Here is a 13,256-nt window from a genome sequence, read left to right as displayed (position 1 = left end):
GTCGATCACTCTCCCGCCACCGGGGCGGCGTGTCCGTGCGCGTGGCCGTGGCCGTGCCCGTGGCCCGTCGAGGGGTCGTCGGGGTGGTGGTGCGGGGTCTGCGGGGCGCCGAGCTTGTCCTCGAAACCGGGCAGCAGCACCCGGTAGGCGCAGGTGTCGCAGTTCATCCGGATGTCACCGTGCAGCGCCTCGCGGTAGCGCTCGACGACGAGCCCGGCGAGCTCCGCGGTGTCGCCCAGGTACCCGGCGCTGCGGACGTCGACGTCCGGGTGGTCGGCGGCGAACGCGGCGGCCTGGTCGACGACGCGGCGCGGCAGCACCCCGTCGAACAGGAAGTACGGGGCGACGACGACGCGGGTCGCGCCCAGCGCCCGGCAGCGCGCGAGGCCGGAGGCGACGTCGGGCTTCGCGAGGGAGACGAACGCGGGCTCGACGAAGTCGTAGTCGCGACCCTCCTGCAGCAGCCGCGCGACCTTCGCGACCTCGGCGTTCGCGTCCGGGTCGGTGGACCCGCGCCCGACCAGCAGCACCGCGGTGCCCCCGGCGGGCGCGACCTCGGCGATCCGCGTCGCCAGGATCTCCAGCAGCACCGGGTGCGGGCCGAGCGGGCGGCCGAAGGCGTAGCTGGTGCCGGGCTCGCGGCGCACCTCGCGCTCCAGCGCGGCGGGGATGTCGCCCTTCGCGTGCCCGGCGCCGACCAGGACCATCGGCACGGCGGCGCGGTGGGTGTGACCGCGCTCGGTGAGCCGCGACCACGCCTCGTGCACGGTGGGCTGCGAGAGCTCGATGAACCCGCCGTCGACGTCGACGCCCTCGGCGGCGAGCAGGGTGCGCAGGCGCTCGGTGAAGGCGACGAACTCCGCCACCCCCGCGGCGTCGACCGTGCCGTGGCCGGCGAGCATCAGGGGCGGGTTCATCGGTCCTCCGTGTAGAGCAGCGCGTTGACGGCGGCGGCCGCGGCGGCGGCCCCACCTCGTTCGGAACGGTTCGAGACCGCCGGCCACCCGGCGGAGCGCAGGGCGGCCTTCGCCGCGACCGAGCCCACGAACCCGACCGGCAGCCCGATCACCAGCGGGCTCCGCACGCCGGTGCGCAGCAGCTCGTCGAGCGCGGTGGGGGCGTTGCCGATCGCCCAGACCGCGCCCTCGGGGTGCAGCGCGGCGGCGGCGCGGATGCCGGTGGCCGAGCGCGTCAGCCCCGCGTCGGCGACGGGGGCGAGGTCGAGCGCGACCGTCGACGGGCGGGCGGTGATCCCGACGGCGACCATCCGCACGTCCGTGATCAGCGGTGCGCCCGCCAGCAGGGCGGCGCGGCCGGCGCGCAGGGCGTCCTCGTCGCAGACCAGGTCGCCGGCCCAGGTGGGGTCGGCGGTGGTGTGCACGATCCGCTCGACGACCGCGCGGGTGAGCGGCGGGAGATCGGCGGTGTCGAGCCGGGTGCGCAGGATGGCGTAGGACTCGGTCTCGATGGGGTGCACGGTGCGCACGGCTGCTCCTCCCCGGGTGTTCCTCGCCCGGTGCGGCGGTGGTGGTGGCGACGCGCGGGGTCTGGCTCCCCCTCGGTCAGGGGTCACAGTGGCGGGACCGCCCCGGAGTGGCACCGGGTTCCCGCGCAGTCTCGCCGACACCCTAACCCGGGCGGCGCGGGGCGGCGGTGGACCGTGAGGGGGCCGACAGACCGGTCAGCTCCAGCGGTAGCCGCGCGGGGTGACCATCCGCCCCGCCACCATCCGGGTGGTGCTCGACCCGACGACCACCGTCGTGAGCATGTCCACCTCCGCCGGGTCGAACTCGGCCAGCGGCGCGGTCCACACCCGCTGCCCGGCGCGCCCGGACTGCCGCACCGCCCCCACCGGCGTCTGCGGCGGGCGGTGCGTCCGGAACGCGTCGATCGCGGCGCCGAGCTGCCAGTGCCGGTCGCGGCTGCGCGGGTTGTAGAACACGGTGACGAGGTCGGCGGCCGCCGCAGCGGCCACGCGCTGCTCGATGACGGGCCACGGGGTGTGCAGGTCCGACAGCGAGATGAGCACGTGGTCGTGCCCGAGCGGGGCCCCGAGCAGCGCCGACGACGACAGCGCCGCGGTCACCCCCGGCACCCCGACGACGTCGATGTCGGCCCCGGCCCCCTCCAGCGCGGGGCTGGCCATGGCGTAGATCCCGGCGTCGCCGGAGCCGATCAGGGCGACCGCGTGCCCCTTCGCGGCCAGCGCGACGGCGTCGGCGGCGCGCTGCTCCTCCTCGCCCAGACCGCTGACGCGCAGCTCGGTGCCGGGGCGCAGCAGGTGGCGCACCTGGTCGACGTACTGGTCGAGCCCCACCACGATCGAGGCCCGCCGCAGCTCGGCGTCGGCACGCGGCACCCGCAGGTCGGCCGCGCCCGGACCGAGGCCGACGATCGCCAGCCGCCCGCGCGGGCGCACCCGGGCGACGGCGACGGTCACGTTGTCGCCCTTGATCTTCTCGACGACGAGCTCGGCGCCCGGGCCTGCGTGGTGCAGCGCCGCGGCCTCGGCGACGCTCGCCGTGCCCACCTCGGCCCGCACGACCTCGCTGGGGTTGGGCACCTCGACGCCGGCCAGCACGCCCGCGGCGTAGGTGTGCAGGGTGTGCGGCGCGATCGCGGCGAGGATGCCGGCCTCGTCGGCCTTGAGGTCGACCGACGCGACCGCCCGCACGGCCCGCAGGTCGAACCCGAACTCGGTCTCGACGCGGCGCAGCGTCGCGGCGACCGCGTCCGGGGTGACCCCGCGGGCGCTCCCGACGCCGACGACCAGCGTCTTCGGCACCAGCACCGTCCACGCCGGGGCGGCGCCGGGGGCGGCGCGGTCGCTGATCGTGATGGTGTGCCGGGGCTCGCCGCGCAGGGGCGGGAGCGGGGGCAGCGGGAAGCCCAGCGGGTTCTCGACGAGCGCGGTGCCGTCGAGCAGGGCGGTGCCCGCGGCGGCCGCGTCGCCGTCGATCTCGGCGTCGAGGACCGCGGCGAGCTCGTCGAGGCCGGTGGAGCCGGCGGCGTCGGAGGCGGTGGTGACCACCGGCTCGGCGCCGAGCACGGTCGCGACCCGGGCGGCGAGCGCGTTGGCCCCGCCCTCGTGGCCGCCGCACAGCGCGACCGCGAACCGGCGGGCCTCGTCGACGCAGACCACGCCGGGGTCGGTGCGCTTGTCGGCGAGCAGGGGCGCGACGAGCCGGACGGTCGCGCCGGTGGCGAGGAAGAACACGGCGCCGTCGAGGTCCGGCCACAGCCCCGCCAGCTCGTCGAGCGCCCGGACCTCGGCCCCGAGCACGGGCGCCACCTCGGCGGCGGCCCGGCGCCCGGCGTCGGTGACGGCGAACAGCGCGATCATGTGGTCTCTCCCCAGAGCAGGATTATCGGGTTGGTGGCGGCGAGGCGGACGGTGCCGTCGGGCAGGTCGGCGAGCCGGGACGCGGCGAGCTGGACGCCCTCGACGCGGTGGTCGCGCAGGGCGTGCCGGGTGGGGGCCAGCCGGTCCAGCGCGGCGAGGGCGACGACGACGCGCGGCGCCCCGGCGACCGCCGCCACCACGTCGGGCCCGCCCCCGCCGACGAACACGGCGTCGGGGCGCGGGAGGTCCGCGAGCGCGGCCGGGGCCTCCCCCTGCACCACCCGCACGTCGACGCCGTGGGCGGCGGCGTTGGCGCGGATGCGCTCGACGTCGTCGGCGCGGCGCTCGACCGCGACCACCGCGGCCCCGAGCCGGGCGCACTCGACGGCGACGGCGCCGGAGCCGGACCCGACGTCCCAGATCAGCCGGCCCGGGGCCGGGGCGAGCCGGGCCAGCGCGAGCGCCCGCACCTCGGCCTTGGTGATCATCCCGGCGCGGTGCTCGAACGCGGACTCGGGCAGCGCCCACCCGGCAGCCGGGGCGCCCCCGGCCCGCCAGCCCACCTCGGGCACAGCGGAGGGGTCGCGCAGGCAGAGCACGACGTTCGGGTCGCGCCAGCTGCGGGAGGCGGCCTGCTGCGGGGTCACGGTCGTGACCTGCTCGGCGGGCCCGTCCAGGTCCTCGGCGACGACGAGCGTGCGGTCCCAGCCGTGCAGGGCCGCCCCGATCTCGGCGGGCCCGGCACCGGGTGCGGTGAGCACGGCGACGGCCGGATGGGCGCGGCAGAGGTTGACCGCGGGCCCGAGCGCGCGGCCGTGCGCGCTGACCACCGCGACGTCGTCCCACGGCCGCCCGATGCGCGCGAACGCCCGCTGCACCGCCGAGCACGCCGGCAGCACGGCCGGGGCGAACCCCCGCGCCCGGAGCAGCCGGACGATCCCGAAGAAGCCCGGGTCGCCGCTGGCCAGCACGACGGCGCGGCGCCCGGCGAGCGCCGCGAGCGCGGCGTCGACCGGCCCCATCTCGACCCGCTCGGCCGAGGCGGGGGCGAGGTGCAGGTAGCGGGCGGCGCCGGTGACGACCTCCGCGCCGGCCAGCGCCTCGACCGCCCCGGGTGGCAGCGGGCCCCCGTCGATCCCGACGACGGTCAGCACGCGGCACCACCCCGACCACGCGCGCCGGTGTCCGGGCCCCGGCCGCCGCACCGGCACGGACGGGGCGCCGGCGACTCGGCGACCGAGCACCGGCGACCCGCGAGGACAGGGGTCACGGGGTCGCGGATCGGGCGGCGCGCAGCGCGCGCCGGGCCTCCGCGTCGGGCTTGCGGAAGGTGTGGAAGTGGCCCGCGTGGTAGAGGTGGCTGCGCGTCCCCTTCGCCCCGAGCGCCGCCCCGACCAGGAACAGCGTCTGGCGCCAGAGCTTGCGCTCCTTGCACACGCCCTCGACCTCGTCGAGGCGGCAGCGGATGGTCTGCTCGTCGGGCCAGGTGGTGCGGTAGGCGACGACGACCGGGGTGTCGTCGGGGTAGCCGCCCGCGCGCAGCTCGTCGACCATCTGCGAGGTCCGGGCCGCGGACAGGAAGATCGCCATCGTGGTGCCGTGCCGGGCGAACTCGCGCAGCTTCTCGCGCTCGGGCATCGGGGTCTTGCCGCCCTCGAGCCGGCACAGCACGACCGACTGCGCGACCTCCGGGATCGTCAGCTCCCGCCCCGCCGCGGCGGCGGCGGCCCCGAACGCCGAGACGCCGGGCACGATCTCGACGGCGAGCCCGATCTCGACGGCCGCGTCGTACTGCTCCTGCACCGCGCCCCACAGCGACGGGTCACCGGAGTGCACCCGCGCGACGGCGAGCCCCTCGGCGGCGGCGCGGCGGTAGAGGGCGAGGACGTCCTCGTGGGCGATCTGGGAGGAGTCGACGAGCTCGGCGTCGGCGCGCGCGTGCTCGACGACGCACTCCTCCATCACCAGCGACGCCGCCCAGACCACGACGTCGGCCTCGGCGATCCGCCGCGCCCCGCGCAGCGTGATGAGGTCGGCCGCCCCGGGCCCGGCTCCGACGAAGGACACACTTCCCTGCTTCACGCCGGACAGTGTCACCCACCGTCGGGCCGATCGAGCCGCTCGGGGGCATGAGCCGGCGCACAGACGGAGGGGTCAGGCGGCCGAGGCCGGGGCCGACAGGGCCGCCACCGAGGTCTCCAGCGAGGTCTCCAGCACCCGGTCGCGACGGCGGGGGTTCATCAGGTTGCCGCCCATCGCGGCCAGGTCGGCCGGGCCCGGGGTGAGCACCGTGACCTGCGCACCGGTCGCCCGCAGCTCGGCGACCTCAGCGTCGAGCCAGCGGGTGAGCACCCGGCGCATCGCGCGCTCGGCCACGGCGAGGGGGTCGCGCGGGCGGTCGGCGACGTGGCTCGCCATCGGGGCGAGCACGTAGACCTCGTCGAGCGCGGGGGCGCCCGGCCGGGCCAGCAGCGCGACCGACGTGCTCGACGACACCGCCCCATCGACGTAGCGGCGCCCGTCGATCACCTGCGGGGTGAACCACCCCGGGATCGAGCACGACGCGAGCACGGCCTCCCCGACCGTCGACGGCGGCGCGCCATCGCGGCCGAACACGACGCGCTGGCCGGAGTCGTAGTCGACGGCGGCGATCCACAGCGGCGGCCCGGGCACCCAGCCGTCGGTGGTGACGCCCGCGCGGGTCTGCAGGCCCGCGACCATCCCGATCAGCGACCCCATCCGCCCCCGCCCCGCCGGGAGCAGCCCGGACGCGGCGACGACCGGGTCGACCGTGCCCGGACGGGTCAGCGCGGTGGCGAGCAGCCGGGGCGAGCCGATCCACGGCCGCGGGATCGGCGGGAGGCCGTCGCCGGACTCGCGCTCGAGGACGGCGGCGTCGGGCACCGCGTCGGCGACGTGGTCGCCGTGCTGGTGGGCGAGCAGCTCGTCGACGGTCATCCCGCAGCGCAGGGCGGCACCCAGGATGCTGCCGGCGCTCGTGCCCACGACGAGGTCCAGGTCGCCGAGGGACCGGTCCAGGCGCGGGGCCAGCGCGGCGAGCATCCCGGTCGTCCAGGCGGAGCCGAGGATGCCCCCGGCGCCGAGCACCAGTCCGACCGTGCGACGACGTGACCTGCGCATGGCGACCTCCTCGTCGAGCCCTACCGAAGGGTAACCCCGCGACGAGACGTGCGTCACCTCCTGGCGAGCGACGCGCCGCGGACGAACGCGGCGACGGCGTCCGGGTGCCCGGCGGGGTGCGTGTGCAGGAACGAGGCGTGGACCCCGCCGCTCACCCAGCCCTCGGGATCGGCCCCCCGCCAGGCCCAGGCCGGGGCCGTCCCGGCGCGCGGGGTGACGGCGCAGCGGTGGAACTCGTGCCCGCTCACCCGCGCCCCGGCCGCGAACAGCGACGACGCCGACAGCGCGACGGCGTCGCGGTAGCCCAGGGTCAGCCGCGGCGTCATTGCGGCGTCGGCGGGCAGGACGCCGCACATCGGGGACCCGTCGAGGGCGGCGCAGAGGTAGAGCAGCCCGGCGCACTCCGCGTGCACCGGGGCCCCGGCGGCAGCGAGCTGCCGCACCGCCGCCCGCAGCGGGGCGTTCGCGCTCAGCGCGGCGGCGTGCTCCTCGGGGAACCCCCCGGGCACGACGAGCGCGGCCGTCCCGTCCGGCAGCCGCCCGTCGCGCACCGGGTCGACGACGACGACCTCGGCCCCCGCGGCCGCCAGCAGCTCGACGTGCTCGGCGTACCCGAACGTGAACGCCGCTCCCCCGAACACCCCCACCACCGGCCGACCGCCCTCCGGCGAGTTCTCCGGTGCGGCTCGGCGAGTCTGCCGATCGCGCCCGGCGAGTCGTCCGTCCTCGCCCGCCACCTCGCGGGCCGGGTCCCACACCGGCCCGGACGGCAGCGGCGCGGCCAGCGCCACCACCGCGTCCAGGTCGACGTGCGCGGCCACCAGCTCCGCCATCGCGTCGACGGCGGCGAGCGCCGCGGACCCGTGCTCCGCGGCGGTGACCAGCCCGAGGTGCCGGGACGGGACCGCGAGCGCGTCGCGCCGGGGCAGCGCCCCGAGCACCGGCAGCCCCACCTCGTCGGCGGCCGCGCGCAGCACGTCCTCGTGGCGCGGGCTCCCGACGCGGTTGAGCACCACGCCGGCCACGCGCACGGCCGGGTCGAACGACCGGAACCCGTGCAGCACCGCGGCGAGGCTGCGCGACTGCCCCCGCACGTCGACGACCAGCACCACCGGCGCGTCCAGCAGGCCCGCGACCTGCGCGGTCGACCCCTCCCCGTCGGCCAGCCGGCCGTCGAACAGGCCCATCACGCCCTCGACCACGGCGATCCCCGCCCCCGCCGCGCCGTGCCGGGCGAGCGGGAGGACCCGGTCGGGTCCGACGAGGACGGGATCGAGGTTCCGGCCGGGGCGCCCCGCGGCGAGGGTGTGGTAGCCGGGGTCGATGTAGTCCGGCCCCACCTTGAACGGGGCCACCACCGTCCCCCGGCGGCGCAGCGCGGCCATCAGGCCGGTGGCGACGGTGGTCTTCCCGGACCCGGACGACGGCGCCCCGACGACCAGCGCCCGGGCCGTCACGGTCGCCGGGAGCGGAACGCCCCGACGCTCACGTGTGCCCCAGCACCGGGTGCGGCACGTACGGGGCCTCCAGCGCCGCGATCTCCTCCTCGGAGAGCTGCACGTCGACCGCCGCGACCGCGTCCTCGATGTGGCCCGGCTTCGTCGCCCCGATGATCGGCGCGGTGACCGCCTCCTTGTGCAGCATCCAGGCCAGCGCCACCTGCGCCATCGGCAGGCCGCGGGCCGTCGCGACCTCGGCGACGGCGCGCACCACCGTGTCGTCGGCCTCGCCGTACATCCGGTCGGCGATCGGGTCGCTCCCGGCGCGGACGGTGGTGTGCTGCTCGGGCAGCCGGGTCAGGCGCCCGCGGGCCAGCGGGCTCCACGGGATGACCCCGACGCCCTGGTCGAGGCACTGCGGGTGCATCTCCCGCTCCTCCTCGCGGTAGAGGAGGTTGTAGTGGTCCTGCATGGAGACGAACCGCGTCCCGCCGGCGAGGTCGGCGGTGTGCTGCGCCTTGGCGAACTGCCAGGCGTACATGCTCGACGCCCCGATGTAGCGGGCCTTCCCCGCGCGCACGACGTCGTGCAGCGCCTCCATCGTCTCCTCGATCGGCGTCTCCGGGTCCCAGCGGTGGATCTGGTAGAGGTCGACGTGGTCGGTGCCCAGCCGCGTCAGCGACGCGTCGATGCTGGCCAGGACGTGCTTGCGCGACAGGCCGCGGTCGTTGGGCCCGTCGCTCATCGGGTTGAAGACCTTGGTGGCGAGCACGTAGTCGTCACGGCGGGCGAAGAACTCGCGCAGCAGCGTGCCGGTCACCTCCTCGCTCGCCCCGAGCGAGTACATGTCGGCGGTGTCGAAGAACGTGATCCCCGCGTCGACGGCGGCGCGCACGAGCGGGCGTGAGGCGTCGAGGTCGAGCACCCAGTCCCGCCAGTCCGGCGTGCCGTAGCTCATCATCCCCAGGCAGATCCGCGAGACCCGCAGACCGGTGCCACCCAACCTGACCTGTTCCATCACCACTCGATTCCCCGCTGGCCCTTCTGGCCGGCGTCCATCGGATGCTTGATCTTGGACGTCTCCATGACGAGGTCGGCCGCGGCGATCAGCTCCGGCGCGGCGTCCCGTCCGGTGATGATCACGTGCTGGCGGCCCTCGCGCGCGTTCAGCACCTCGACGACCTCGGCGACGTCGACCCATCCCCACTTCATCGGGTAGGTGAACTCGTCGAGGACGTACACGTCGTGCGCCTGCGCCTCGATCCGGCGCCGGATCTCGCGCCACCCCTCCAGCGCCTCGGCGGCGTGGTCGGACTCGGTGCCGGGCTTGCGCGCCCAGGACCAGCCCTCGCCCATCTTGTGCCACTCGACGGGCCCGCCCTCGCCGGTCTCGGCGTGCACGCGGCCGAGCGCCCGGAACGCGGCCTCCTCGCCGACCTTCCACTTCGCCGACTTCACGAACTGGAACACCCCGATCGACCAGCCCTGCGCCCACCCGCGCAGCGCCAGCCCGAACGCGGCCGTCGACTTGCCCTTCATCGTCCCCGTGTGGACGACGACGAGCGGCCGGTTGCGGCGCTGGCGCGTCGTGAGCCCGTCGTCGGGCACGGTCTCGACCTGTCCCTGCGGCATGGCCGCCCTCCTTCGTCGGGCCCGTGCGCGGAAGGGCTCGCCAGGGCAACCGTATCCGCGCACGAGGCCGTTCGGCCCTGTCAGGCCGCCCGCGCGGCGCGGACGACCCCGGTGACGCCGTCGGCCGACAGCGCCCCGATGCTCACGATCTCCCCGCCCGCCGCCGCGGCGATCCGCGCCGCCAGTCCGAGCCGGACCGGCCCGGACTCGCAGTCGACGACGACGGTCGCGACCCCGTCGGCGGCGAGCAGCGCGGCGGCCCGGCAGGCGTCCGACACCGGCTCGCCGGACCGCCCGACCGTCGCCCGACCGTCGGTGAGCAGCACGAGCAGCGCGCGGCGGCGGGGGTCGCGCAGCCGTTCGACGCGCAGGACCTCGCGGGCGCGCAGCAGGCCGTCGGCCAGCGGGGTGCGCCCGCCCGTGCGCATCGACGCCATGCGGGCCTGCGCCGCCGGGACGCTCGACGTCGGCGGCAGCACGAGCTCGGCCCCGTCCGCGCGGAAGGTGACCAGCCCGACCTTGTCGCGGCGCTGGTAGGCGTCGCGCAGCAGCGACAGCACCGCACCCGACACCGCCGACATCCGCGCCCGCGCGGCCATCGACCCCGAGGCGTCGACGGCGAACAGCACGAGGTTGCCCTCCCGTCCCTCGCGCTCGCCGCTGTGCAGGTCGCCGTGGCGCAGCACGAGGGCCGGGCCGGTGCGGCCGCGGGAGCGCTGGTGCGGGGCGGCCGCGGTGATCGAGGCGGGCAGGTGCACGTCGGCGGCCCGGCGCGGGGTGGTGGCGACGGCGCGGACGACCCGTCCGGCGTCGGTGCGGGCCCGGGAGCGGCGGCCCGGGGCGCCCTCGCCGAGGCCGGGGACCTCGAGGCGGCGCGCCCGGAACGTGTCGGTGGGGGCCGGGGCCGGCGTCCCCTCCCGTCCGGACGGCCCGTCCGCCCGGCCCGCGGGCGCGGCCTGCGGCTCGTCCTGGGTCTCCTCCTGGGGCTGCGGCTCGTCCGGCGCGGGTGACCCGGCCGGGTCGGCAGCCCCGTCCGCCCGGTCCGGGGCGTGGTCTCCGCCGCCGTCCGGGCCGCCGGGGCCTGCGTCGTCGGGTCCTCCCGAGGGGCCGTCCCCGCCGGGGCCGTCACCGTCCGGGCCGTCACCGTCGGGATCGGGGCCCTCCTGCTCCGCCGCGTCGCGCAGCGCGTCGTCGAGGGCGCCCTCGTCCATCCCGGGCTCGTCGAACGGGTCGCGGCGGCGCCGGTGCGGCAGGGCCAGCCGGGCGGCGACGCGCACGTCCTCCTCCGCCACCGCGTCGGCGCCGCGCCACGCCGCGTGGGCGACCGCGGCCCGGGCGATGACCAGGTCGGCGCGCATCCCGTCGACGTCGAACGCCGCGCACACCGACGCGATCCGGCGCAGCTCGGCGTCGGGCAGCGCCACCGCGCCCACCCGCGCCCGCGCCGCCACGATCCGTGCGGCGACCTCGGCGTCGGCGGCCCGCCACGCCGCGGAGAAGCCGGCCGGGTCGTCGTCGAACGCGATCCGCCGCCGCACCACCTCGACGCGCGTGGCGACGTCTCGCGCCGCCCGCACCTCGACGGCCAGCCCGAACCGGTCGAGCAGCTGCGGGCGCAGCTCGCCCTCCTCCGGGTTCATCGTCCCGACCAGCAGGAACCGCGCCGCGTGCGACACCGACACCCCGTCGCGCTCGACGTGCGCGCGGCCCATCGCGGCGGCGTCGAGCAGGAGGTCGACGAGGTGGTCGTGCAGGAGGTTGACCTCGTCGACGTAGAGCACGCCGCGGTGCGCGTCGGCCAGCAGCCCCGGCTGGTAGGCCCGGACGCCCTCGGACAGCGCGCGCTCCAGGTCCAGCGATCCGACGAGGCGGTCGTCGGTGGCCCCCACCGGCAGCTCGACGAGCCGGGCCGGCCGCGTCTCGCCGACCGTCGCGGCGTGCGGGCCGTCCGGGCAGCCCGGGTCGGGCGCGGCGGGGTCGCAGCCGAAGCGGCAGCCCGGCACGACGTCGAGCGCGGGCAGCAGCGCGGCCAGCGCGCGCACGGCCGTCGACTTCGCGGTGCCCTTCTCCCCGCGCACGAGCACCCCGCCGACGCCCGGGTGCACCGCGTTGAGCAGCAGCGCGAGGCGGAGGTCGTCGTGCCCGACGACGGCGGAGAACGGGAAACCGGGAGTGCTCACGACGGGGACACTGCCAGACCGGAGGTCACGACCGGCAGGTCCCGCGCCGCACCGTGACTGATCACATGTTCAAGTGAGCCGATGTCGAGGTGCTGCTCGACGAGGTCGCCGAGCAGGTCGAGCTGGCGCTCGCGCTCGTCGGCGAAGCAGGTGTCGGGGGCCGCGACGAACCCCGCCCGCCCGACCCGCTCCAGCAGCCGCCGCCGGAACCCGTCGTTCTCCAGCAGGCCGTGCCAGTGGGTGCCCCACACGGCGCCCGCGTCTGAGCCCTCCGACGAGTCGATCAGGCCGGGATCGCCGGAGCGCACCACGCGCCCGTGGTGGATCTCGTACCCCCGCACCGGCTCGCCCCAGGCCGTGCCCACGGGGTTGTCGAGGTGCTTGTCGACGTCGAACTCGATCTCCAGGTCGAGCAGCCCCAGCCCCTCGGCGTCGCCGGACTCGACCCCGTGCGGGTCGGCGATCCGCCGTCCGAGCATCTGGTAGCCGCCGCAGACCCCCAGGACCGGACGCCCCGCGCGGGCGTGGGCGAGCACGGCGTCGGCGAGGCCCGTCCGCCGCAGCCAGGCCAGGTCGGACACCGTCGCCTTCGAGCCGGGCAGCACGACGAGGTCGGCGTCGGCCAGGCGCGAGGCCTCCGTGACGTACCGGACGGCGACGCCCGGCTCGCAGGCCAGCGCCTCGGCGTCGGTCGCGTTGGAGATCCGCGGGAACCGGACGACCGCGACGCGCAGCCACGCCGCCCCGTGCGGCGGCGCGGGGCGGCCGAGCACGCCGTCGGAGACGACCGACAGCGAGTCCTCGGCGTCGAGCCAGAGCCCGTCGGCCCACGGCACGACCCCGAACGTCGGACGCCCGGTGAGCGCGCGGAGCTGGTCGAGGCCGGGGGCGAGCAGCCCGGGGTCGCCGCGGAACTTGTTGATCACGAATCCGGCGATGCGGGCCTGGTCGGCGGCGTCGAGGACGGCGAGGGTGCCGAACAGGTGGGCGAGCACGCCGCCGCGGTCGATGTCGCCGACGACGACGACCGGCAGGTCGGCGGCCTGCGCGAGCCCCATGTTGGCGATGTCGGAGCGGCGCAGGTTGATCTCCGCGGGCGAGCCGGCGCCCTCGCAGACCACCACGTCGTACTGCGTCCGCAGGTCGGCCAGGGTGTCGACGACCACCTCCAGCAGCGCCGACTTCCGCTCGTAGTACGACCGCGCGCTCACCGTGCCGTCCACGCGACCCAGCACCACCACCTGCGACGACGAGTCGCTGCCCGGCTTGAGCAGGACCGGGTTGAACGCGGTGCTCGGGGCCAGCCCGCACGCGTGCGCCTGCATCGCCTGCGCCCGGCCGATCTCGCCGCCGTCGGGCGTCACGACGGAGTTGTTGCTCATGTTCTGGGCCTTGAACGGCGCCACCCGCACCCCGCGGCGCGCCAGCATCCGGCAGATCCCCGCGACCAGCGCGCTCTTGCCCGCATCCGAGGTCGTCCCGGCCACCAGCAGTCCTCCGCGCACGACGACTACCGTAAGG

At 77.0% G+C, this 13,256-nt stretch carries 11 protein-coding genes and 1 riboswitch; all 11 genes read right to left on the bottom strand.

Annotated elements, in window-relative coordinates; translation table 11 throughout:
• Positions 1-5 precede the first annotated feature (5 nt).
• The 11 genes from H6H00_RS17520 to H6H00_RS17470 all read right to left on the bottom strand — a co-directional run bounded on the left by H6H00_RS17520 (position 6) and on the right by H6H00_RS17470 (position 13,240).
• Positions 6-917 (bottom strand): sirohydrochlorin chelatase, encoded by a 912-nt coding sequence (locus H6H00_RS17520; RefSeq protein ID WP_185716835.1) that lies wholly within the window; start codon positions 915-917, stop codon positions 6-8.
• Positions 914-1,486 carry a precorrin-8X methylmutase gene (locus tag H6H00_RS17515; protein WP_185716834.1) on the bottom strand — a complete coding sequence of 191 codons (573 nt, stop codon included), beginning with the start codon at positions 1,484-1,486 and terminating at the stop codon, positions 914-916. Before H6H00_RS17515 ends, H6H00_RS17520 begins: the two co-directional genes overlap by 4 nt.
• Before the next feature lie 55 nt (positions 1,487-1,541).
• Positions 1,542-1,610, bottom strand: a riboswitch (cobalamin riboswitch).
• Between the two features lie 71 nt (positions 1,611-1,681).
• A complete protein-coding gene (gene cobJ / locus H6H00_RS17510; protein WP_185716833.1) occupies positions 1,682-3,343 on the bottom strand; it encodes a precorrin-3B C(17)-methyltransferase in 1,662 nt (553 codons plus the stop codon).
• Positions 3,340-4,497, bottom strand: coding sequence for a precorrin-6y C5,15-methyltransferase (decarboxylating) subunit CbiE (cbiE, locus tag H6H00_RS17505; RefSeq protein WP_185716832.1), 1,158 nt, complete (start codon positions 4,495-4,497; stop codon positions 3,340-3,342). The genes cobJ and cbiE overlap by 4 nt, the downstream gene beginning before the upstream one ends.
• Before the next feature lie 112 nt (positions 4,498-4,609).
• Positions 4,610-5,425 carry a precorrin-4 C(11)-methyltransferase gene (cobM, locus tag H6H00_RS17500; protein WP_185716831.1) on the bottom strand — a complete coding sequence of 272 codons (816 nt, stop codon included), beginning with the start codon at positions 5,423-5,425 and terminating at the stop codon, positions 4,610-4,612.
• Positions 5,426-5,497: 72 nt separating this feature from the next.
• On the bottom strand, positions 5,498-6,484 hold the full coding sequence (locus H6H00_RS17495; RefSeq protein WP_185716830.1) for a patatin-like phospholipase family protein: 987 nt from the start codon (positions 6,482-6,484) through the stop codon (positions 5,498-5,500).
• A gap of 53 nt (positions 6,485-6,537) precedes the next feature.
• Positions 6,538-7,941 (bottom strand): cobyrinic acid a,c-diamide synthase CobB, encoded by a 1,404-nt coding sequence (locus H6H00_RS17490; RefSeq protein ID WP_185716829.1) that lies wholly within the window; start codon positions 7,939-7,941, stop codon positions 6,538-6,540.
• Positions 7,942-7,969: 28 nt separating this feature from the next.
• A complete protein-coding gene (locus H6H00_RS17485; protein WP_185716828.1) occupies positions 7,970-8,941 on the bottom strand; it encodes an aldo/keto reductase in 972 nt (323 codons plus the stop codon).
• On the bottom strand, positions 8,941-9,555 hold the full coding sequence (gene cobO, locus H6H00_RS17480) for a cob(I)yrinic acid a,c-diamide adenosyltransferase (RefSeq protein ID WP_185716827.1): 615 nt from the start codon (positions 9,553-9,555) through the stop codon (positions 8,941-8,943). The genes H6H00_RS17485 and cobO overlap by 1 nt, the downstream gene beginning before the upstream one ends.
• 80 nt (positions 9,556-9,635) lie before the next feature.
• The gene (locus tag H6H00_RS17475; RefSeq protein ID WP_185716826.1) at positions 9,636-11,735 is read right to left on the bottom strand and encodes a putative cobaltochelatase; all 2,100 of its coding nucleotides are present in this window, start codon (positions 11,733-11,735) and stop codon (positions 9,636-9,638) included.
• Entirely contained in the window at positions 11,732-13,240 is a 1,509-nt protein-coding gene (locus H6H00_RS17470) for a cobyric acid synthase (RefSeq protein WP_185716825.1), read from the bottom strand. The genes H6H00_RS17475 and H6H00_RS17470 overlap by 4 nt, the downstream gene beginning before the upstream one ends.
• Positions 13,241-13,256 lie beyond the last annotated feature (16 nt).

This window comes from Pseudonocardia petroleophila (assembly GCF_014235185.1).
GTDB lineage: Bacteria > Actinomycetota > Actinomycetes > Mycobacteriales > Pseudonocardiaceae > Pseudonocardia > Pseudonocardia petroleophila.
This window is presented reverse-complemented; position numbering and strand designations above follow the sequence as displayed.